The 24892-nt window shown below is 45.0% G+C and carries 11 protein-coding genes; all 11 read left to right on the forward strand.

Going from position 1 to position 24892, the window contains the following annotated elements; translation table 11 throughout:
- Positions 1-56: 56 nt before the first annotated feature.
- The 11 genes from QVD32_RS04075 (at position 57) to QVD32_RS04125 (ending at position 24886) form a co-directional block, all read left to right on the forward strand.
- A complete protein-coding gene (locus QVD32_RS04075; protein WP_021892142.1) occupies positions 57-599 on the forward strand; it encodes an RNA polymerase sigma-70 factor in 543 nt (180 codons plus the stop codon).
- A gap of 150 nt (positions 600-749) precedes the next feature.
- Entirely contained in the window at positions 750-1682 is a 933-nt protein-coding gene (locus tag QVD32_RS04080; protein ID WP_046410246.1) for a FecR family protein, read from the forward strand.
- Positions 1683-1793: 111 nt separating this feature from the next.
- A complete protein-coding gene (locus QVD32_RS04085; protein ID WP_118687452.1) occupies positions 1794-5372 on the forward strand; it encodes a SusC/RagA family TonB-linked outer membrane protein in 3579 nt (1192 codons plus the stop codon).
- A 14-nt stretch (positions 5373-5386) separates the two neighbouring features.
- Entirely contained in the window at positions 5387-7084 is a 1698-nt protein-coding gene (locus QVD32_RS04090) for a SusD/RagB family nutrient-binding outer membrane lipoprotein (protein WP_118687451.1), read from the forward strand.
- 98 nt (positions 7085-7182) lie between these two features.
- Positions 7183-11025, forward strand: a complete 3843-nt coding sequence (locus QVD32_RS04095; RefSeq protein WP_118687450.1) for an endo-beta-N-acetylglucosaminidase — start codon at positions 7183-7185, stop codon at positions 11023-11025.
- Between the two features lie 81 nt (positions 11026-11106).
- Entirely contained in the window at positions 11107-13158 is a 2052-nt protein-coding gene (locus QVD32_RS04100) for a LamG-like jellyroll fold domain-containing protein (RefSeq protein ID WP_021892138.1), read from the forward strand.
- Between the two features lie 218 nt (positions 13159-13376).
- Positions 13377-16724 (forward strand): glycoside hydrolase family 84 protein, encoded by a 3348-nt coding sequence (locus QVD32_RS04105; protein ID WP_021892137.1) that lies wholly within the window; start codon positions 13377-13379, stop codon positions 16722-16724.
- Positions 16725-16770: 46 nt separating this feature from the next.
- Positions 16771-19041, forward strand: a complete 2271-nt coding sequence (locus QVD32_RS04110; RefSeq protein WP_021892136.1) for a GH92 family glycosyl hydrolase — start codon at positions 16771-16773, stop codon at positions 19039-19041.
- Positions 19042-19079: 38 nt separating this feature from the next.
- Positions 19080-21428: a beta-N-acetylhexosaminidase gene (locus QVD32_RS04115; protein WP_021892135.1), complete on the forward strand. Its 2349-nt coding sequence runs from the start codon at positions 19080-19082 to the stop codon at positions 21426-21428.
- 18 nt (positions 21429-21446) lie between these two features.
- On the forward strand, positions 21447-23513 hold the full coding sequence (locus QVD32_RS04120) for a glycoside hydrolase family 20 protein (protein WP_021892134.1): 2067 nt from the start codon (positions 21447-21449) through the stop codon (positions 23511-23513).
- A gap of 44 nt (positions 23514-23557) precedes the next feature.
- On the forward strand, positions 23558-24886 hold the full coding sequence (locus QVD32_RS04125; RefSeq protein WP_021892133.1) for an MFS transporter: 1329 nt from the start codon (positions 23558-23560) through the stop codon (positions 24884-24886).
- Positions 24887-24892 lie beyond the last annotated feature (6 nt).

The following is a 24892-nucleotide window of genomic DNA, read 5'->3' on the forward strand; positions in this document are numbered from 1 at the left end:
TTGTCTCCATACTATTTTTCAGACAAGCTATACATTTTATTTTAATTTAAAGTTGAATGACATTAGTTACTCAAGAAGATAGTGATTTCACAAACATTTTTAGAAGTTCTAAAAATGGATTTATCCAGTTTGCATATTCCTATCTTGGGAACATGCAAGACGCAGAAGACGTAGTCATGGAGTCCTATATCCAATATTGGGAGAACAAGGACAAAGCGACGTTCCAAACTTCCAATATAAAAGGATACATCTTTACAATTATAAGAAACCGATGTATCGATATTCTGGAAGAGAGAAAATATTTATTACAAAAAAACGACGAGCTCTATAAACACATAATAGGTGAAATAGAACTCAATATATCCTCATTGAAAGGATGCGATCCCTCCGAACTATTCACCAGCGAAATAGAAAATATAGTAAACGATACTATCAAAACACTCCCTAATCGCACCCGTGAAATTTTTTACGAAAGATACCTCGAACAAAAATCCTACAAAACCATTGCCGAAAACTTCGGGATTTCGGTAAAAGGCGTAGAATTCCATGTCACAAAAAGCCTGAATGTCCTAAGAAAAAAATTAAAAGACTATTTATAAAAATTCCGAGCCACGCTGTAACGAAATCCGACTAAAATACCACGAAAACCAACCAACAAACTATAAAAACACAAATCCACACTTCATTTTTCTCAAAAAAATTTTATTTTATTACTAGGGATATACCCTGTTTTTCGGTTTATATAATGTATGGAAAAGAAAACATTATATAGATATTTCGGAAATTGCGCAACCGAAGAGGAGCGCATTCAAGTTTTGGAGTGGACAAAAGCCTCGCCCGAAAACCTCAAAGAGTTCTGTCGTGAACGCAACATATACAATGCCATTTTATTATCGACCGACAATATACAGCGTACCAAATACGACTTCCGCCGCCACTACCGTGCACAACTTCTACGTATCGCCGCCGTTGTCATACTATTGTTGTCGGTAGCATTCGGCAGTTTCTATCTCACGATGGGCGATCGCATCGTTCCCCTCTATTCATTGACCGTACCGGCCGGTAACAGCAATACCCTGCTCCTGCCCGATGGTACAAAAGTATGGCTCAATGCAGGTTCTACGATAAAATACCCCTCGTCGTTCTTGGGAATGCAACGCAATATAGAAATAGAAGGCGAAGCCTATCTCGAAGTCACCCACAACCGTTGGAAACCATTTATCGTAAATACGCCTAACGGAAAAGTTAAAGTGTTGGGAACCAAATTCTACGTGACTTCCACACTCAAAGAAAAAGACTTCATGGTCTCGCTCATCGAGGGTTCTGTAAAAATATCGTCGGGCGAAAAAAGCGCGATGCTCAAACCCGGATACCGGGCACAATTCAAAGACGGCGAGTTCAAGCAATCGGTAATCCGCACCTTCGAAACCGAGCTGTGGAAAGACGGTATCTACTACTTTAAGGACAAATCGTTCGACGAATTGATGGAAGGATTCGAAAAATGTTTCGGTGTAAAAATCAGTATCGACAAAGACATCAAAAGCACCGAGCACTACACCGGTAAGTTCTATCGCTACAATGGCATTCAACATGCGTTGCAGGCTCTTCAACACGATTTCAACTTCGATTTCAAATGGGATAAAGAACTCAATACAATACAAATCACTTCTAAACACAAATAATATCCAAAAGCCTATGAATACATAAAAGCACACCATCTCTTATCTATCATTTTAAAATCAACAATTTATTTATTTCAGTTACAAAACTTTTGAATACCACAAAACACACGTATGTATAGAAAAAGTTTAAAAGCAATTATTGCAGTTTTAGCACTGGCTTACGCATTCGAAGCAAGTGCCGATGCGTATTCACGCATATCCCTATCCGAGGCAAATACTCCGATAGACGAAGTTTTGAAAAAGATCGAGAAAGAAGCTCAGTGTCTGTTTGTTATCAACACCCAAGTGGACACGAAACGCAAAGTAAACCTTAACGTTCAAAATAAGACGGTCAGCGAAATACTCGATATCATGTTCAAAGGGACCGACGTTTCTTACTCGATACAGAACCCCAACATCATGTTGTCGAAAAAAGCCGCATCTGCGCAAGGAAATGTCGCCAGCGCAAGTGCAACGGCTCAAAGTGCCAATACGAAAATTATAACCGGTAACGTTACCGATGCCTCCGGCGAAACACTCATCGGCCTCACCGTAAAGGTTGCGGGAACCAGTGTAGCGACGGCAACCGATATCGATGGTAACTATTCTATCAAAGTGCCGGCAGGAAGCAACGAATTGGAATTTTCCTACATCGGTTACCAAACTATCAAACGCCCCATCAACGGACAAAATAAAATCAATGTAGTGATGCAAGACAACACGAAGTTGCTCGACGAAGTCGTAGTCACGGCTATGGGTATCGCTCGTAAAGAAGAAACCCTTTCCTACTCGACGCAAACCGTCGGAGGCGACGAGCTCACTCGTGCAAAAGAAGCCAACCTCATCAACTCGTTGCAAGGGAAAAGTGCGGGTCTGGTCATCACGCCTAACTCCGGCGGAGCCGGTGGAGCCTCCAAAATCCTTCTACGGGGTAATGCGTCTATGCTGGGTAACAACTCGCCGCTCATCGTAATCGACGGTGTGCCCATGCAAAACAGCGTGGCCGGACAAATGGACATGGACGGCGGCGGTGCTACAATGATGGTCGACGGTTCGAAAGAAAGTAGCGATGCCCTTTCCCAACTCAACCCCGACGACATCGAATCGATTACCGTGCTGAAAGGAGCCAACTCCGCAGCCCTTTACGGTAGTGCCGCCTCTAACGGTGTACTTATGATTACCACCAAAAAAGGTAAGGAAGGACAAATCCGTATCGATGTATCGAGCAGTACGACATTCGAGACTCCTCTGAAACTCCCCAAGTTACAAAACAGATATGGAGCACAAATGTCCGGGTCAGTCGAAAACGGATTCACCATGAACTCTAATAGCTGGGGACAACGCATGAACACTCTCGGTGACGAATATTACGACACCGCAAACTCCCCCTATCACCTCACCCGCAATGCTTACGACATCAGCGACTTCTACCGGGTAGGAACCAACTTCAACAACTCCATCGCATTGAGCGGAGGTACGAAAGTGGCACAAACCTATTTCTCTTATGGAAATACCACAGCCAATGGTATCGTCGAAACCAATAAATTCGAACGGCACAACATCTCGTTGAGGCAAAACTTCTCCTTCTTCAAGGACAAACTAAAAATCGATATTTCGGCGAATTACATCAATCAAAAAACAAAAAACCGTCCCACCGGTGGTACGTTCTTCAACCCCATCTATCAAGTATATACATCACCGCGTAACATCGATATGAATTGGTATCGCAAAAACTATTACGACACCAGTGCAACATGGCAGTCCAATCCATATAGCTACATCGCTTCCGAAATCGGAGCAGACGGGTTACCCATATCGGTGATACAATCGGGCAAGACATCTACCCTTTCCGATGCCAACTATGGCAAACAAGTTTGGTTTACCGATGCCATCAACCTCAATAACCCGTGGTGGTTGCTCAACCGTATGACCAGCGAAGAAGTGATTAACCGCACATTCGGTAGTATTGCTGCCAACTGGCAAATCATCGACGGCCTCAATTTGCAAGCTCGTATCAAATACGATTACAACGAACGCAACGACGAAAACCGACAATACGCCACCACATGGGGTAATGCCGAAATGATCGACCGGGGTCGTCTTATTCTCGACCATACCAAGTCGCAAGACTTCTACGGCGATTTCATGTTAAGCTACAACAAAACATTCAAAGATTTCACCATCGGGGTCAATGCCGGCGGTAGCATGATGAACTCTTCCTACGATCAATGGATGATTACTCCTATTGCCAAATCAGGAGCACCCTATACCGAGGACCTCTCGTGCAACCAATTCGTTCTCTCCGATATTTATCTCAACAGTAGCGAAAACTACGGAGGACTTACTACCAAAAACTGGGAACGAGCCATTTTCGCTACGGCACAAGTTACTTGGCAAGACAAAGTAACGGTCGAGGGTAGTTACCGAGACGACTGGTATCGTGCCTTTACACAGTTCAAAGATATGGATCCCCACTTTGCCTACTATTCGGCAGGTGCATCCGCTCAAATGAACAAGATACTTGTTTTGCCCGAACAAATCAACGAATTGAAACTACGGGCTTCGTACTCTGAGGTGGGTAACTCTATTCCTAATAACCTATTCCTCGCATCGGCAAAACGTAATCCGGCGACAGGAGCCTACATCAGCAGTGCGATCATTAACTTCAAAAATCCCAAACCCGAAACCACACAATCGTTCGAAGCTGGTTTCGACATCAGTTTGCTCGATCGCTCCATCTCGTTGCAAGCCACCTACTACAACGCCATCATGAAAAACCAATTCATGAAATACGAAGGTGCTGCCGGCAAGGAAATATATATCAACGGTGGTAAGGTACGTAATCAAGGTATCGAGTTAACCGCATCCTATATCTTCGCTCCCAACAACAATTTCAGTTGGATTACCAACTTCAATTACGCCTACAACGACAACAAAATCCTCACGGTGGCCCGTAAGCAAAATGGACAAAAATATACCCACGAAATCGATATGGGTAACCTCAGCGGTCTGAAAATCAAATTCGAAGAAGGCGGTTCTTATGGCGACCTCTATGCCGTCGACTTTATGAGAGACGAAATAACCGGAGAAATCGTTGTCGACCCTCAAACCGGAGCTCCATTCAAACTCAATGGACAAGCCAACGAATACCTCGGCAACATGAATGCCAAGCACACCCTCGGTTGGTCCAACACCTTCAATTACAAAGACTTCTCCTTCTATTTCCTTATCGATGGAAAAATTGGCGGTAAAGTCATCTCCTTCACCGAGGCATACCTCGACTATTTCGGCACATCGCAACGTACGGCCGATGCACGGGACTACGCCGTTGCCAACAACCTCTATTGGACCTCCGAGGACGGTGTTGTCACCAAGCCCGGCATGTATATCCCGGGAACAAACCAAGTCGTTCCGGTCGACCAATATTATCAGACCATCGGCGGTGGATCACCCGTAGGACGCAACTACGTATATGATGCTACGAACTTCCGTCTTCGTGAGATTTCATTGGCATATACGTTCCGCAATCTCTTCGGACAAAGCAAGAACCTCACGGTATCGGCCAATGCCCGTAACTTGTTCTTCTTGTACATCGATGCACCCATTGACCCCGATACTTCGTTGAGTACGCAAAATGCTCTGGGTAACGTAGATATTTTCAGTATGCCTACTACCCGTTCTTTCGGTATTTCACTTAAAGCATCATTCTAACGAAACATAACATCATGAAAACAACAGTATATTTATCAGCATTCGTTTTTGCCGCGGCAATCTCCTTAATCGGTTGCGGCGACCCTCTGCTCGACGATCTGAACTCCAACATCGAAGTCGGTTCGGGCGACCTCTCTATTGCCGAGAACTATGAACAGGCAGCCGGTATGTTCCTGACGGCACAGCAAAAAATGCACGATGTCGGAGCATCGAACGGTGCACACGTCTATCAAGTACAATTCAACATTCACATCGACAATTATTCGGGATACATGGCCGGAACACAAAATTTTAGCGGGAACCTGCCCTCTACCTACCGGTATTTTGCGCAATACTGCGATGGTCCCAAAGCCAGTTTTTTCAACGTAGCACAAGCAGCCTTACCTGTAATGCGCTCGGCTGCCGACCTCAATCTGCGAGAAATCGGAGCCATGTGCAACATCATGTATTGTTTCTCTGCATTGGAACTTTCCGATGTGTACGGACCTTTCCCGTGGACCGATTATAAAAACGATGTGCAGGAACCTCCCGTAACCTACGAACCGATGGATCAAATCTACGACTCCCTGTTCGTCAATCTTAAAGATGCGGGGAAAATATTGAAAGAGTTTACCTCTACTTCCGAAGAACATCAAGATACCATTAATCAGATTCTGGCTCAATACGACAAAATCTGCGGCGATGTAAAAACATGGGAACAATTCTCCAATTCCATTCGTCTGCGCATGGCCATGCGTATGTCCAACGTCAATCCCGATAGAGCTAAAACCGAAGCGCAATCGGCTATCGACGACGGACTTATCGAAAAAAGCATCGAGTACAACACGATGGTTAATAACGGAACCAATCACCCGTTGGCATTTATCTCCATTCTTTGGAACGACACACGTATAAACGCTTCGCTCGAAAACATCATGAAGCGACTCAAAGTACCTTTCATGGATAAAATTTTTGAAAAAAATAGCGATGCCATACGCGACGAAAACGGAGAAACGACGTGGCAAGCACAACAAGACATTGTGGGAGTCCGCACGGGAATCCAACTCACACCTCGGGACGATAATAACCAATACACCAAATTTTCAGGTGTCACAAGTGCTTTCGCAAATTTCCCGCTCGCCATTTTCAAACTCTCCGAGCGTTACTTTCTGCAAGCCGAGGCAGCCCTTCGATGGAATATCGGCGGATCGGTCAATACAAACTATCTGAGAGGTGTTGCTGCCATGTTCGACGATTACGACATCGCACAAACCGAACCCGACTTCCAAACCTATTGGAATCAAGAATCGGCAGATACTTCTATCGACTACGTGGATCCGCACAACTCACGCAACAACACCAAAGGTCTGGTTACCGTAGGAGTAAAAATCAACAACAGCGACGACAATAAAGTAAAGCTCGAAAAAATCATCACCCAAAAATGGCTCGCTCAGTTCCCTATGGGACTTGAAGCATGGAACGACTTGCGCCGTACCGGTTATCCTCGCATATTCCCCGTCAACGATATCGGAGACGGCTCGTTGGGAAAAGGTCGTATGATTCGCCGTATTCCGTGGAACATGACCGATGCGGCAGCCGCCCAAGATGTCAATACGTCGGGGATCCAAGCCCTCGGAGGAAGTAACCTGATGCGTACTACCCTTTGGTGGGACGTAGAAGACCCTGCCGGATTGGGCGACAATCGTCGTTGGGAAACCGAAGTTTCTAACTAAAAATTTAATCGGAGAGAGCGTATAGAAACGTACACTCTCTCCCCTAAAATAAAAAACAACTTTTTTGAGATCCTATTATTAACTTAAAAACAAAAAACATGAAAACACCGAAATTAGTATTATCGGTATTGGCTTGTTCGGTAGTTGTGGGAAACTATGCACAAAACATTCCTACCCACGCTCCCTATGTAGAACTCTTACCGACCAAAGAAATTTCTATCGCCGGAGGTGATAAAAAAACAGTCTATCTCGATTTTTATGACTATTTTGAATCTTGGGAACCGGGAGTCCCCCTTTCCGAAGACGAGAACTTCTACATCGCCCGTGTCCCCATGAAAAAACGTTTCGTGAACACGGCAACACAGGTAGATCCCACCATGACGCAAGACCGCAAATTCAGTATGTGGACGCCGATGGGTATATCCGACACTTACTGGCAATCGCTACCGCGATATGTATTCGACGGCGATAATTTCAGTATGTGGTCCTACGTGGATTCGCAAGGCGGCTGGTCTCTCCCGTGGGTACGTGTACCGGGTGCATACAGCGACGTTACTCACCGTAACGGTGTAGCCAATAGCGGCGGTCTCATCTTCTTCGACTCTTGGGGAGGCGATAACACCAGCCCAACAGCTAATGTAAATATGCTGGTGAAAAAAGAAGGCGGAAAATTCAAATACGTAGAAAAATTCGTAAAATTCCTTCGCTATTATGGTCTCGATGGTGTCGGTATCAACCCCGAAGGTCCGGTTCCCCAAGCCTCTGCTTTGCAAGACTTCTTCTCCCAATGTCGGGAATATGCAGAATCGATCGGTTGGCAATTCCACGTATATTGGTATGGAGTAGGTTCTAACGGAGGATCTATGGATTTAGGTTCCTCTTTCGGTAGTAGCAAACAAGATTGGTTGTGGAAAAACAACAAACAAGTAGTCGACATGTATATGCTCAACTACGATTGGGGATATTCTGCAAGCAGTTCGGCTAGCTACGCCGAACAAATCGGAGCCAATCCCTACACCCTTTATGCCGGTTACGACATTCAAGGAAACTGGTTGGCAAGAGGTCCGTGGTCTACGTTGAAAAACACCAAAATGTCTATCGCATTTTGGGGAAACCACACCACCAATATGATTTACCAGAACTCTTCCGAATTCGGTTCGGGTGACGAAGCTGTACAAGCCTGTTACCTCGAAAAGCAAGAGCAAGTATTCTCCGGCGGTAACCGAAACCCGGCAAAACGCCCGGCTATTAAAGACGGAATTTCCAGTTCCAGCGAAGCGGCTATGAACAACTTTCACGGTATAGCAGAATACCTGCCCGCCCGAAGCGTACTGCAAGAGTTGCCTTTCGTAACCCGTTTCGGACTCGGTAACGGAAAAACCTTCCGTAACGAAGGAAAAGTAACCTTCGGGAACAAATGGTTCAACGTAGGTGTACAGGACTACCTGCCCACATGGCGCTGGTGGATTACAGACGACAGCAATAACGTACCCGAAGACGGTATCGAATGCGGATTCACTTACGAAGATGCTTGGTATGCCGGTTCGGCCCTACACATGAGCGGAGCTACGAAAGTATCCAACGTTCGTCTCTTCAAGACCAACTTCGACGTTTCTGAAACCGACGACGTATCGATGACTTTCAAATTAAATAGCGGCGAAGATACGCACATGAAACTCTTCTGGTCGTTCGTAGGGTCGGAATCTACATTGCACTCTTGCGACATTACCGGAGCCAAAGAAGGACAATGGACAACCTTCTCCAAGAAAGCCTCTGAAATCGGTATGAACGGAAATGTAGCCCTCATCGGTCTCAAATTCGAAAATACCCCGACAAACTACGATGTATTCATCGGCGAAATGGCTATTGTTCCAGCAAAGACTTTTGCACCGATCAAACCAGTCATCACTACCGAAGAAAGCAAAATCTTGAAAAAACGTACTTATAACTCGATCGATTTCAAATTTAGCTGGGATTGCGAATCCTCCAAAAACGATTCCGATCCCTCCATACCCGTTTATAACGAAGATGTAGATACTTGGTACTTCGAAGTTTACGTACAAGCAAAAGACGGAGAGCCCGTTCTTTGCGGAACGACTTCTTCTTGGGCACACTACGTAGTAGGCGCTCCGGTATCGGCCAACAATGAAATCTCGGATTACCGAATCGGTGTTTGTGCCGTAGCTCCCGACGGAAAAACGAAGAGCGAAACGACATGGACCAGTTATCTGACTACCGACCTCACACTCGTCGACGGTATCGAATGTAACAAAGCGGTAATCAAAGCCGGCGAGGAATTTACCCTCTCGTTGATCGACCCCAACCAAGAAGAACCTTTCTCTTGGGAAATCTTTAACGCAACCACCGGCGGTAATGCCGTATTCACCCAAGATGGCGGTCGTTCGATAACCACTTCACTGTCAGAAGAAGGTTATTACGATGTAAAACTCACCAAAGTAGATTTGAGTGTACTCTCTTATCGCGGCTATGTACAAATTTCTCCCGAAAGCACAGGTGCAATTCCTTCGATTACCGATTTCACAGCATCCGACACCAACGTAACCCTCGAAGACGGTACTGCCGAAGTAACACTCAGCTACACCGGCAAAAAGAACGAAGGTACGGTTTCTCGTGGTTTGCAGGTAGACGACCCCTATATGTTCCGTATTCCATCGGATTTCTTGCCGATGAATCAAAATCAATATTCAATCTGTCTTTGGATAAAACCCGAAAAATTCACGTTCGCTAAATTCGGTATGGGATTGATCGAGCAACGCAATATGGATATCCACTGGCCCGATAATAATTGGGGAGCCCTTTGGGTAGACGTATGGCCTGAGACATTCAACAACGGAGGACAACGCATTTTGGATAACAATATCATTTCTTATACTATGTGGGGAAATGAATCGCAATACTATTTCAACGGAAACAACAACAAACACGAAATTCCCAACTTGGCTTGTTGTACAGACGGTAACCGTACCGGAACCGAATCTTATAGTTTATCCGAAGGTCAATGGGCACACGTCCTCATTTCATTCGACGGCAGCAAACAAAGAATCTATTTCAATGGTAAGAAAGTAGGAGAAGGTAATGCTTCAAAATACAATTACAACGATAATAACGGTGGAACTGGAAACGTTAAAGCTGCAAACATCTACATCGGTGGTTCTCGCGTTTACTATGCCGGATTTTCCGGTGTCATCGACGATGTACAAGTTTGGCACAAGGCATTGAGCGATACCGAAGTAATAGAAGCCATGAAAGGTTACGACGGTAAAGAAATCCCCTCTGACCTGAAAGGTTACTGGACGTTCGAATCGGACAACTACAACGAAGGCGAAAAAGTGTTTGAAAACAAAGGTACTTTGGTTACCGACAACAAGGCTGCCTATATCGAAGTGAAAGGTGCAGGCGGTGAAAACACCTCTGCAAACGAAGAACACATATTACCGGCCAATATCGCTATTCAAGGTAACCCGGCCATGTCGGGTACATTGCCCATCACTACGACATCGACATTCGCCGTTGCCGACGCCGAAGTTCAAAACACCGGTGACAACGCATCGGTTACATTCAACAAAGACGGTAAATATAACGTCACCTTGACGCTTGCCAACGGATGGGGCTCGGATACGAAGACGAAAGAAGAGTATATCGTAGTTCTCCCCTCTTCGGGTATCGATGGCAACTTGGTAGATAACCTCACGGTATACCCCAACCCCTTCATCGAAAATGTCAACCTGCAATTCGCAGCCGACGGTAACTACGTTATCGACATCTTCGACGCACAAGGTCGTCAGGTAACTACCAAAAAGCACCAAGCTATGGCCGGCGAAATCTGCACGCTCACGGTAAATGCTGCCAAAGGCATGTACTATGTAGTCGTGTCGAAAGACGGCAAACGCGTGAAATCTTTCAAAGTGGTAGCCGAATAATACAAGGCCATTCAAACCCTCCGCACAAGTCCTTGTGCGGAGGGTTATTAAATCAATCAGAATATTATTTAGTATCATCTTATGAAAAAAAATTATCTTTTTACATTAGCGGCTCTCTTGTTAGGGAGTACCATAGCAAACGCTCAAAAGCCTCTCGACGGGTATGAGGAGCCTACGTTCCCGAAAGATGGAAATGTAGGAAACATCGTTTCGTTCAGTACATCTGGGGCATTGGAAGACCTCGAAAACATCTCAATACCCAAAACGCCAAACGGAAAAATAGCACAAGAACTTTTGGTCGCTCCGGGGGCCAAAGTAGAATTTACGATAAAAATAAACACTTGGTGGGGAGCATTCGCTACCTTCTCCGATGCCAATGAAACCAAAGAAATGACCCGTTTGATATATTGCGGAAACTCTGGACAAGGAGGATTTGAAGACGCAACAAACGGTGTAACAGTATACGTGGAAGACAATACGTCGAAAGTCAACACAGGAACTTTACCCAGTATTACAATCCCGGAAAGCGCCGAAGAGGGAACCACTTATCTGCTCCGCATGATGTTTTTCGGGGCTAACGACACCAGCAATCCCACCTACAACGGAACATATTCCGAAGGGACATACTACGATGTAAAAGTCACAGTACAATCTCAAATACAAAAATACGCCATAAACTTTTCCACACCCGAAAACGGAACTTTGACCGTAAAAAATGGTGTAAATCCCATTACATCGGGTGATGAAATATCCGAAGGAACCATTTTGACGGTTACGGCTACCCCTTCGACCGGCTATGAATTGGTATCGGTAACCAACAACGACGAAGTATTTCCAAGCGAAACCTATACAGTGAACGCATCGGCTAATTTTGCAGCCACCTTCAAAGCTCTACCCACCGAAGGCGATGCCATGCTGATGTCGGCTCCCGGTTATGGCAACGGAGAAGATTGCCAACTACGTTTCAATGACACGGTATTAGGAGAACACAATACAACTCAAAATCAAGTATCGAGCGACCAACGGTCTCGTAATTATACCTTCTCGGCTTGGATTTCTCCTATGGGCTACAACGGAGTCCTCATGGGACATGTTCAAAACAGTATCACTTGGGCTGTCGAAGGTTCTTATGGCGTGGGAGTAAAAGACAGTAAACTCGCCGTTTGGTATCGCAAATGGGACGGTAGCACGACCGCATGCCCCGGAGTAAATGCCCCGGCCGTATCTGAGAACACAACACTCTATCCGGGTGAATTTGCATTTATTTCGCTGGTAACCAGCAATGACGGAAGAACGTTCAAAGTATATAAAAATGGGAAAGAGGCTATCTCGCAAGAAGTAGAAGACGGAGGTTTGGCGTTGCTTTACGACGCCTGCGACTTCGCCATCGGGGACTCCAAATACAACCAAATGCCTTGTAAAGTAGAGGAAGTACAATTATGGAACAAAACCCTCACCCCCGAGGAAATAGAAGCCTCGATGTTCGGGCCCAAAGCCGATGCCGAAGGATTGGTAGCCCACTACCTACCCGAGTCCGCCGATGCCACGACAGTTGAAAATCTCGCTGGTGACATCGACGCTTATTATCGTAAAAATGGAACCGTTACCAGTGGTAACTTCCCAATGGCAGATGCTTTGCAAAAAACCAATGGGCGCTCCCTTACATTAGTAAAATACAATGCACCGTGGGGAGAAGAAGACCTCTTCGAACTTCACCGTTTCAATGTCAATATCGATCCCCATTTGGCATCTTCCGCTTATGTAAAACAATACAGTAATCTTTATGTCGTAGATCGTAGTGAAATACTCGATATTGCTTCTGTTACTGTGGACGGAACTCCGCTTGAAAACGTCAGCGATCCTATTCCTGTCGCTGAAACAGGAGTAAATATTCTTGTCGAACAAAAGAAAGCAACCGCCATCGAAAGCGTAACGGCCGAGGCTATTGCTTACTACAACGACAAGGTGCTCTATATGTCGCAAGGCGCAACGGCTGTTATCTATAATTTATTGGGAACGGCAGTTGCCGAAGCTACCGAAATGACAACCAATCTCGAAAATCTTCCTGCCGGCATTTATTTGGCTAAGGTTTCGATGGGCGAAAACACAACAATCATTCGCTTCAAAAAATAATTAGGTTTTCATGGCCACACCCCGTACCCGCCTGCCTCGTGTGAGTGCGGGGTGTTTTCAAAAAATACCATGGTTCGCACGGTTCACCCCGATTTCGTCGGGCTTTAATACACCCCTACCGGTTTATATCGCAACTCGGAAAAACCATGAAACACAAAATATAGTCTGTATCTTTTTTATATCAAAAACAAAAGCTTTTTGCTTAAACACATTTAGCGATGAGAAACATATTCACCCTGCTTGCTTTGTTAGTATTCGGTACGATACTGAGTAAAAACCATGCTCAAACATACTCCATATATCCCACTCCGCAAAAAGTCATCGAAACCGGAGAGGCTATCAAATTGACGCAACAAATAAATGTCATTTGCGAAAGTGGAATCGGTGAAGTGACCCGCAACCGCATGAAAGAAGTACTCGAAGAAGCAGGATATACCATCGCATTCTCCACAAATCCGTCGCAGACGAATACGAACCTCTACATAGGAATCAACGGCTCGGACGGCGCAGCAGACCGCTATGCCGTAGAAAACAATTTGCCCCTTGCCGTTTTTGAAACGGGAGATAATAAATTCGACCCCTATCTCCTGCAAATAAACGACCTGCACCCTCACGGCGACATCGTCATTCTGGGTAATGATAAAGGTTCCGAATTTTATGCCTTTGCCACACTCGAACAAATTTTGGAGCAAACCGACGGCAACTCGATCCGTCAAATTACTTTCGAAGATTATTCACACACTCAATATCGGGGAATCGTAGAAGGATTCTACGGACACCCCTACTCGGTGGAAAACCGTATCAGTCTTTTTGAATTTTGTAAACGATTCAAAATGAACGTATTCGTGTATGGACCGAAATCGGATCCCTACCACCTCGGTAATTGGAGGGACGATTATCCTACCTCGCTCACCGAACAGCAACGGTTTTTCGGTATGATTACCCAAGATGATTTGAAAACAATGGTGCAAGCAGCAAAAGCATGCAACGTCGATTTCATCTGGGCAGCACACCCCGGATTACAACAAGGGATCAGTTTTTCGAACGAATCGGCTATGGCTCCCGGTATCGACGCCCTCATGAAAAAATTCGATCACCTTTATAGCCTCGGTGTACGGGGATTTGGTGTTTTCATCGACGACATGACCTACACTCCCAGTGGGGACATGCAAGCTCATCTAGCCAACGAAGTACAAGTAAAAATACGCGAACGATACACTACCGACAACACCGACGACCAAGTAGCACCTCTTTTTTTCGTCCCCACGGCTTACGCTCTCAACTACGGAGCATCCTACACTCTAAACAACCTGAAAAAAGTCGATAGCGAAGTAGTCATCGCCTTTACCGGATACGACTGCTTCTCCAATATCCGCCCCTCGGCCATCGACGATATGGCCGGACGCGTGGGAAGAAATCCTGTCATGTGGTGGAACAATCCGGTAAACGACGATCATGACGACCGCATCTACATGCGGGAGTTAACAACTCACTGGACAATTGAAAAACCCGGTGCAATCAATACGCTCAACGGGCTTATTCTGAACCCGATGAACCAAGCACAGGCTTCGAAAATCGCCTTGTTCGGAGCGGCCGATTACAGTTGGAATCCCAACGCTTTCGACGTTCATAAAAACTGGGAAGAAGTATTTCACCGAATAGCCGATCCCGGCGATACGCAGACTGCCGAAGCGATCAAATGCTTCGCCCGCTTCTCGAACACGTTGGTCGAGGACGAAGAAATGATAACGCTCTATGACAATTTCATGGAGAAATTCGGCGGCGAAAGTTTCCCGCCGGAATCCGACAAGCTGCGAAACGAACTGGAAAATCTTAAACAGGCTTGCACGTACATCGAAACCCTAAAAGACAGTCCGCACAGAGATTACCGATTGATGTATGAGGACATTCGCTGTTGGAACGCCAAGTTGAAAAACATAAGTACGATAGCGCTCGACGCATTGGATATGCTCGAATATGGAAACTCCATGTCCCGCTCCGAAGGTTGGGAAAAATACCTACGATTGAAAAAACTATACACCGGTATGAGTTCCGACTCTACCTATCTCGTAAGCGCTCTCGAAGGATATGGAACTTCGACCACCGAAAAATTCTATGAAGTGAAACCGGGAGATAGCCATTTGCGCCCGTTCACAGACTTTTTGGTAGAAAAAATAGGAAACAGTATCCCCGGATTATGGCCGGCAAAAGACAGTTTGCAAATAATTACCAACATCGAGAATTTGCAAGGTGTAGAATTGACGGCTCAGAACGAAACGGTCCGATTAACCGGATTGAACGGACTCGATCTCGATAAAGACGAATACGTAGGTATTTATTTCGGAAACATCGAAAAAATAAATGTGGAAGAAATCACGGCCGACAAAACGCTTCGAGTAGAGATTTCGGAAAATGGAAAACAGTGGACTCCGATACAATTACCCATCAGAGAACAAAAAACCGCATATATCCGAATTAAGAATATTTCGGAAGAAGAAGTCGCCGTAGATTTTAACCAACTATCGGTTTCCCGTATCCTCACCTCCGTAGAAGTCAAAGCCGAGGCATCCACCAATATGTCACAATATCAATCTTACTCCATAAACAACGTCGTCGATGGAAATTCCTCGACATTCTTTTGGAGCAGCGAAGCACAAGCCGCAGGCGATTATATTCTTCTCACCTACCCTTCGGCTCAGCCCATTTACGAGATAAGCATCACATTTACAGAGACCGACCAGCTCTCAGGAACCGCAGCGATAGAAGTCTCCGCCGATAACAACCAATGGCAAACGGTAACCGAATTTACAAACGGCTATCTCGACTCTACCCGTTCGTTTACTTGCAATGCCAACGGACTCATGGCACGATATGTTCGCTTTATCATTCGTAATACCGTAGGTAGCTATTGGTTACAAGTAGCCGAATTTAAAGCGGATATGTCTGAAAAATACACCCAAACGACCGACCAAAGCGGAGTGCAAATAGCCACCCTCGCCGACAAAGACCTTTCGACCAACTACCAAGCTGGCGAAGCAGGATATATCGAACACCGTTTTATCGAAAATATAACGATAGAGTCGATTGAAATTTTCCACAATACCATCTTCGATTCCACTCGCAAACTCCCGTCAATATATGTCAACAATGGCTCCGAATGGATCGAAAAAGGGTCTTTGGAACCGTTGTGCACAGTCATAGACACCCATGAAATAGATACGGTAACAGCCGTGAAAATAGAGTGGAACAAAGAGAATATTCCCAATCTTTACGAAATACTTCCCGTTGGGACTCCTTATGTAGAAAAACCGGGGAAACCCACCGCCATAAATAACATAAAAAAAGACGGTCTAACCATATATACAAACAATAATCGGCTGATCGTACAATCGGACGATATGATACAAAATATAATTTTATTCGACTTAAACGGAAAAACAATAAACCATTTTAACGTGAATAAATGTATCTTTGAAACAACATTCGGCTCGAATATTCCACAAATATTAATCGTGCAAGTTATGCATACAAACGGGGATTTATCGACCTGTAAAATAATACGATAAAAGCAAAAAGATAGAACAAAAAGATCATCACATATAAACAAAGGACATGAAACGAACAACGCTATGGATAGGTTTGGGATTACTGCTTTTTTCAAGCTGTTCTAACCTCACAGAAACGCAGTTACAATACATCGACTATGTAAACCCGTTCGTGGGTACGGGAGGTCACGGACACACATTCCCCGGCCCCGTCGCCCCCCACGGAATGATACAGCCCAGTCCCGATACCCGTATATACGGGTGGGATGCCTGCTCGGGATATCACTATTCCGACAGCACGATAAACGGATTCTCTCATACCCATCTGAGCGGTACGGGCTGTGGAGACTACGGAGACGTTCTGTTAATGCCCACCGTAGGAAAACAAAACTATCGTTACTTGGGAGACGGTTGCCAACAAACCGCCTATGCCTCACCGTTCTCGCACTACAAAGAAGTGGCAAAACCGGGATACTATTCGGTAGAACTCGATCGTTACAACGTGACAGCCGAACTAACGGCGACACCTCGGGCGGCCCTGCACCGTTATCGTTTCCCCGAAAGTAAAGAGGCAGGATTTATCGTCGATTTGGATTACAGTCTACAAGGACAAGAAAACATCGATATGAAGCTCGCCTCGCTCAGCGATACCGAAATAGTCGGGTGGAAAAAGACCAAAGGCTGGGCGGAAAATCAATGTATAGGCTTTTACATGAAATTTTCCAAACCATTCACTTGCCATATCGTCGACACGGTCATCGATATCGTGCGCGATGGAAAATCCTGTAAATTGGAACAGAAAAAAGCACTGCTCCAATTCCCGACGGCACAAAACGAAGAAGTGCTTGTAAAAGTAGGTATATCGGCCGTAGATATAAAAGGAGCACAGCGGAATGTCGAAACCGAAATTCCATCTTGGGACTTCGACAGTATAATGACCGCTACACAAAATAAGTGGAACGACTACTTGGAAACCATTCAAGTCGAAGGTAATAACGAAACCCAAAAACAGATATTCTACACAGCACTATACCACACGGCTATACACCCCAGCCTTTTTTCCGATGCGGACGGGCGCTATCGTGGGCTCGACCAAATGATACATCAAACCAAACCCGGCAAAGAAATATACACGGTTTATTCACTATGGGATACTTTTCGTGCATTGCATCCACTATTGACCATCATCAAACCCGATTTAAATGAAAAATTGGTGATGTCTCTTATGCAAAAATACCACGAAGGGGGTATTCTGCCCATGTGGGAATTAGCAGGAAATTACACAGCTACGATGATTGGTTATCATGCTATACCCGTAATTGTCGACGCATATATGAAGGGATTCGACAAAATCGATGGAAAAGAATTGCTCGAAGCCTGTATCCGCAGCTCAGTATATGATACGACCGGTATTATCGCATCGAGCAGAATGGTCAACGGGTTGGTTCCCATTTCTAAATACTACAAAAATAAAATAGGTTATATTCCCTACGAAAAAGAAAACGAGTCGGTAGCCAAAGGTTTGGAATACGCCTATAACGATTGGTGCATCGCTCGATTGGCAGAAGAAATTGGCGATACGGCCACTTACGAAAAATACAAGGCACTCTCTAAATCATACATCAATTACTACGACCCGCAAACCAGATTCATGCGTGGTAAAGACTTGAAAGGGAATTGGCACGTTCCATTTAATCCCCGTTACTCCGACCACCGCAATGACGATTATTGCGAAGGAACAGCTTGGCAATGGGCTTGGTTCGTTCCTCACGATATAGAAGGACTTATCGCCTTGATGGGAGGTCAGGAAAAATTCATTGGTCGACTCGATTCTCTCTTTATCGCCGAATCTAAGATAGAAGGACCTCTCGTATCTTCGGATATATCGGGACTCATCGGACAATACGCTCATGGAAACGAGCCAAGCCATCACATCGTTCACCTTTACAACTACGTGAATCAATCGTGGAAAACTCAACAGTTGATCGATACGATTCTCCATACCCAATACTTCAACAACCCCAATGGATTGTCGGGCAACGAAGATTGCGGTCAAATGTCGGCTTGGTATGTGCTCAATGCGATGGGATTCTATCAAGTATGTCCCGGATCGCCCATATATTCTGTCGGTCGTCCTATCTTCGATAAGGTAACCATAAATCTACCCAATGGGAAAGTATTCGAAATTATCGCCAACAACAATTCCCTAACCAATAAATATATACAGAGCATTCGCCTCGATAATATCTTGCTCGAATCTCCTTTCTTCATGCATAGCGACATTATGAAAGGCGGAAAAATTGTAATGGAAATGGGGAACACCCCGGTCAAACAATAAACGAAATCAGATATTAACATCACATAATCCAAACAGTTATGAAAAATATGAATCGTTATCTCGCACTTGTGGCCTTGATAATCTCCTTAATCTCCTGCCAAAGTGAAGACAACCCAAACCGTTATGAATTAATACCCTATCCCAATGACATGGAACAGATGTCGGGACGCTTTTCTTTCGATGACGACACACAGATTTTTATTTCACCGGAATGTGGAGACGAAGTAAATGAAATCTTGGCTCGGTTTGCAGAACAATTCGGTAAAACAGCCGGCAAGGACCTAAAAATAGCCGAAAAAGGAGGCAAAAATATGATGATCGTAAAAATCGACACGACTATGAGCCAAGAGGCTTATCGGCTAAACATCAGCAAAAAGAAAATCGAAATAACCGCAGCTACGCCCAACGGCGTACGCTATGCACTACAAACCGTTAAACAACTCCTTCCGGTAGCGATCTATGGAGAAAGCCTCTCCGCAGATGAAAATTGGTCGGTTCCTTGCGCCACGATAAACGATGCTCCCCGTTTCGGATATCGGGGAATGCACCTCGACGTTGCCCGTCATTTCTTCACATTAGACGAAGTAAAACGGATTCTCAACGTAATGGCTGTTCACAAACTAAATACATTGCATTGGCATCTCACCGACGATCAAGGCTGGCGCGTAGAAATAAAAAAATATCCACGATTGACCGAAGTGGGCAGTATTCGCAACAAAACCATGATTCGTAAAGAATGGGATAACTACGACACTACCCCTTATGGTGGATTCTATACACAGGACGAATTACGTGATATGGTAAAATACGCCGCCGATTTGGGTATTACTATTATTCCCGAAATAGACCTTCCCGGACACATGATGGCGGCATTGGCCTCTTATCCCGAATTAGGTTGTACGGGTGGCCCGTACGAAGTTTCCGGACAGTGGGGTATCCGTGACGATGTGCTCTGCGTAGGAAAAGAAAAAACATTCGAATTCATTGAAAACGTTTTGCTCGAAATCATAGATATATTTCCCTCGAAATACATACATATTGGAGGTGACGAATGTCCCAAAATTCGATGGGAAAAATGTCCTGCTTGCCAAGCCCGTATCCAAAAATTAGGACTCAAAGACGACGAACATGGTAAAGCCGAACACTATCTGCAAAGCTATACGACCGAACGGATAGAGAAATTCCTCAATGAACACGGACGCGAAATTATCGGATGGGACGAAATGCTCGAAGGCGGACTCACCACCAATGCGACTGTTATGTCATGGCGAGGTGTTGCGGGAGGTGTCGAAGCGGCGAAACAAGGGCATTATGCCATCATGACACCGACTGCCCCTCTTTATCTCGACTATTACCAATCACGAGATACACAAAACGAACCTTTGGCTATCGGCGGTTATAATCCAGTCGATATGGTCTACAATTTCAATCCCATACCCGAAAGTCTTACAGAAGAACAAGCCAAATTCATATTAGGTACACAAGCTAACATCTGGACAGAATATATCACTACTCCCGAACACCTCGAATACATGATACTTCCCAGATTAGCAGCACTGAGCGAAGTACAATGGGATCAAGTCGAAAACAAAAGTTATGACCGGTTCCTCGATAATATAGGCCATATCCTTGCCATCTACGATGTAATGGGACTCAACTATGCCAAACATATACTCGAAGTTAAAGGCGAATACTCGGTAAATGAAACCAAAGGCTGTATAGAAGCGACACTCCGTACACAAGGCAATGCACCCATCTACTATACCCTCGATGGATCCGAACCAACGACAAACAGCACCCGATATACCGAGCCGATAGAAATCCGTACCGAAAATGATTCTTGCACATTGAAAGCTATCGTCGTACGCGAAGGCATCGAAACCCGCACACTCGTGCGCCCCTTCAAATTCAATAAAGCCACAGGACACATGCCCCAACTGAAAGATGCACCCAGTGAAAAATATACTTTCGGAGGAGCCGGTGTACTCACCGATGGCATACATGGAGATTTCAATTACAGCAACGGTTGTTGGCTCGGATTCATCGATACGCCGTTAGATGCAACAATCGATTTAGGAAAAACGCAAACGATAAGTCAGGTCAAAATAGGGTCGCTCGTACAATATTCCGAGTACATTTTCCCGCCCACCCAAATAAAAGTCTATGCGACTAATGGAGACAACCCGATGACCGAAATCGGGAAACTCGAAATTCCGGTAACACAAAAACAAGACCAAGACGGAGTACGGAAATATACCTGCGAATTTCCTGCCGTCCCCGCCTCGAAAATCCGGGTGGTTATCGATACCACTGATAAAATACCGGCATGGCACGGAGCCAAAGGTGAAAAAGGTTGGCTTTTTGTCGATGAAATTTCTGTTAACTAATGATTATTACCGAAACGTATGAATACACATAATATATTCAAATCCGTTCTCTTCTCTACACTGTTACTTATCGGAAACAGCTGTTCTGAGCGAAAAGAAATAGATGTTATACCTATGCCTCGATCGGTAGAGTATCACAGCGGAAATTTTACAATTTCACCCGAGACCAAGTTCTATACAAACCTCTCCGCAGAAAGTCGTCAAGCTCTGACCGACTATCTCGAAGGGACATCGCTCAGTTCCGTTCCCTTTGCCGAATCAGCTACCGGAAATAACGGAATAGAATTGAACCTCTGCGATAGTTCCATCGTGACAGGAAATGAAGCCTATCGGATCGAAATCGTTAAAAAAGGTGTTCGCCTGTCGGCAAATACCGAGACTGGGATATTCTACGGACTCCAAACACTTCTGCAACTGTTGAATAACGGCGATAACAAAACTCTTCCCGCTCTGACGATCAACGATTCCCCTCGTTTCCCATACCGGGGATTGCACCTCGATGTTTCGCGCCACTTCTTTGATAAAGAGTTTGTCAAAAAACAATTGAATGCGATGGCCTATTTCAAAATGAATCGGTTGCATTGGCATTTGACCGATGGTGCTGGTTGGAGAATCGAAATAAAGAAATATCCCCGCCTCACCTCTTTCGCAGCGTGGAGGCCATTCGATAAATTAAACGACTGGTGGGTAGAAGGTCGCACTTTCTGTGAGCAAGACGATCCTCGTGCCGTCGGCGGATATTACACACAAGACGACATTCGGGAAGTTGTCGCTTACGCTGCCGAACGTCATATCACCATCATTCCCGAAATCGAAATGCCGGGACACTCCGAAGAAGTATTGGCTACTTACCCAGAGTTATCTTGTTCCGGTAAACCCTATGTCAATGCCGACTTTTGCATAGGAACCGAAAAAACTTTCGAATTCCTCGAAAACGTCTTACTCGAAGTAATCGACCTTTTCCCCTCTGAATACATTCACATCGGAGGTGACGAAGCAAGCAAAAGTAGTTGGAAGACATGCCCCCGTTGTCAGAAGCGCATGGCCGACGAGCACTTAAATTCGGTAGACGAATTGCAAAGTTACATGATACACCGCATTGAAAAGTTCTTAAACGATCACGGTCGTAAAATCATCGGGTGGGACGAAATCATAGAAGGCGGGCTATCTCCTACGGCCACAGTCATGTCATGGAGAGGAGAAGAAGGTGGCATCAAAGCTGTAAAAGCCGGAAACCAAGCCATCATGACACCCGGTAAATACTGCTACCTCGATGCATTTCAAGATGCCCCCAACACTCAACCGATGGCCATTGGCGGGTATCTTACTTTGGAAAAAGTCTACTCTTTCGAACCGGTCCCCGATTCGCTTTCCACGAAAGAAGCCGAGCTGATTCTAGGTGTACAAGGAAATGTATGGACCGAGCACATACCCACACCTGAGCACTACGAATACATGATATATCCTCGGATATTGGCACTTGCCGAAATCGGGTGGTCACCTTCCGAGGTCAAAAAGTGGGATAATTTCCACACCCGAGCCCTTCAAGCGGTAAATATACTTCGAGAACAGGGTTATAATCCTTTCCCACTCGAAAAAGAAATAGGCGATAAACCCGAATCATACCAAAAGGTAAACCATCTGGCTATCGGGAAAAAAGTAACCTATGCCAATCCTTATAGCAATCATTACGCAGCTCAGGGAGAGAAAACATTGGTCGATGGTGTCCGGGGTGGTTGGATGTACAACGACGACCGTTGGCAAGGCTTTATCGATTGCGATTTTGATGTAACGATTGATCTCGGTAAAGAAACCGACATCAAACAAGTCCGTGCCGAATTCATACAGCTTAAAGGTCCCTATGTATGGTTACCCAAACAAGTTATCATATCGAGCTCCGTCGATGGAGAACATTACGATACCCTCGCGACTGTCGACAATGACATTTCACCCGACATCGAAACGCTTCAATTCAAAGAATTCGGTTGGGAAGGTAATGCAAAAGCCCGCTATATCCGCTACAAGGCATTATCGAACGGCATTGCCGGAGGGTGGCTATTCACCGATGAAATCAGAATCAAATAATCGATATCCCATTTATAGAACAGAAAAAGACACAATTCGGGAAAATGAAGAAGGTTAGTAAAGAAAAATCGATAAATCCTATTGCATGGGTCCCCTCGGCATATTTTGCCATGGGGCTTCCTTTTATAGCGGTAAATCTCGTTTCCACATTCATGTTCAAGGACTTAGGAATATCCGATACCCAAATTGCCTTTTGGACATCTGTCATCATGCTACCGTGGACATTAAAGTTCCTTTGGAGTCCTTTTTTAGAAATGTATCGTACGAAAAAATTTTTCGTTATCGTCACCCAGTTACTGAGTGGATTATTATTCGGTATAGTAGCTCTCTCATTGAACTTCGACTATTTTTTCGCTATCAGTATCTCCACGATGGCCGTCATCGCTTTGAGTGGAGCCACGCACGACATAGCTTGTGACGGCGTCTATATGGCCGAACTATCGCCCGAAGATCAGGCAAAATACATCGGTGTACAAGGAGCTTTCTACAACATCGCGAAATTAGTAGCCAACGGTGGATTGGTAGCAGCAGCGGGAATGCTAGCTGAACATTTCGGCGCATCCGAAGGAGCCTCTATTCAAGCGAATATGCCCGCCTATAAAGAAGCGTGGATGATTATTTTTATCATCATTTCGGCACTGTTGTTGCTATTGGGGCTATACCACTCAAAAGTACTTCCTTCCACACAAGTACCAAACCAAGAAAAACGTTCAAGTTCCGATGTGGCGAAAGAGCTATGGGAGGTCATTAAAAACTTCTTTACCAAGAAACACATCTTTTACTATATCTGTTTCATCATACTCTACCGCTTTGCCGAAGGATTTATCATGAAAATCGCTCCGCTATTTCTGCGTTCTTCACGCGATATCGGCGGATTGGGACTTTCTCTTACCGAAATCGGCACATTGAATGGAGTGTTCGGTTCAGCTGCGTTTGTTTTAGGATCATTGTTAGCAGGAGTTTACGTTTCGCGTCGAGGATTGAAGAAAACGCTTTTCACCCTCTGTTGCGTATTCAACTTTCCATTCGTAGCCTACACATTATTAGCCATATTCCAGCCCGAAAATCTCTATCTGATAGGAACCGGTATCGTTATCGAATATTTTGGTTATGGATTCGGATTCGTGGGTCTCACACTCTTCATGATGCAACAGATAGCGCCGGGCAAACACCAAATGTCACACTACGCTTTCGCTTCGGGTATTATGAACCTCGGTGTCATGCTTCCAGGTATGATGAGTGGATTTTTCAGTGATTGGCTAGGCTATGAAAGATTCTTTATCTATGTATTGTTGGCTACAATACCATCGTTACTAATCACCTACTTCATTCCATTCACCTACGATGATTCGAAGAAAGAAAGTAATCGATGACAAAAA

This window comes from Barnesiella sp., from assembly GCF_022723415.1.
GTDB lineage: Bacteria > Bacteroidota > Bacteroidia > Bacteroidales > Barnesiellaceae > Barnesiella > Barnesiella intestinihominis.

Bases quoted from the DNA above. Each gene is read 5' to 3' on its own strand.
- QVD32_RS04085 (WP_118687452.1), top strand. From the start codon at position 1,794: ATGTATAGAAAAAGTTTAAAAGCAATTATTGCAGTTTTAGCACTGGCT.
- QVD32_RS04095 (WP_118687450.1), top strand. From the start codon at position 7,183: ATGAAAACACCGAAATTAGTATTATCGGTATTGGCTTGTTCGGTAGTT.
- QVD32_RS04115 (WP_021892135.1), top strand. From the start codon at position 19,080: ATGAAAAATATGAATCGTTATCTCGCACTTGTGGCCTTGATAATCTCC.
- QVD32_RS04090 (WP_118687451.1), top strand. From the start codon at position 5,387: ATGAAAACAACAGTATATTTATCAGCATTCGTTTTTGCCGCGGCAATC.
- QVD32_RS04105 (WP_021892137.1), top strand. From the start codon at position 13,377: ATGAGAAACATATTCACCCTGCTTGCTTTGTTAGTATTCGGTACGATA.
- QVD32_RS04110 (WP_021892136.1), top strand. From the start codon at position 16,771: ATGAAACGAACAACGCTATGGATAGGTTTGGGATTACTGCTTTTTTCA.
- QVD32_RS04100 (WP_021892138.1), top strand. From the start codon at position 11,107: ATGAAAAAAAATTATCTTTTTACATTAGCGGCTCTCTTGTTAGGGAGT.
- QVD32_RS04080 (WP_046410246.1), top strand. From the start codon at position 750: ATGGAAAAGAAAACATTATATAGATATTTCGGAAATTGCGCAACCGAA.
- QVD32_RS04120 (WP_021892134.1), top strand. From the start codon at position 21,447: ATGAATACACATAATATATTCAAATCCGTTCTCTTCTCTACACTGTTA.
- QVD32_RS04075 (WP_021892142.1), top strand. From the start codon at position 57: ATGACATTAGTTACTCAAGAAGATAGTGATTTCACAAACATTTTTAGA.
- QVD32_RS04125 (WP_021892133.1), top strand. From the start codon at position 23,558: ATGAAGAAGGTTAGTAAAGAAAAATCGATAAATCCTATTGCATGGGTC.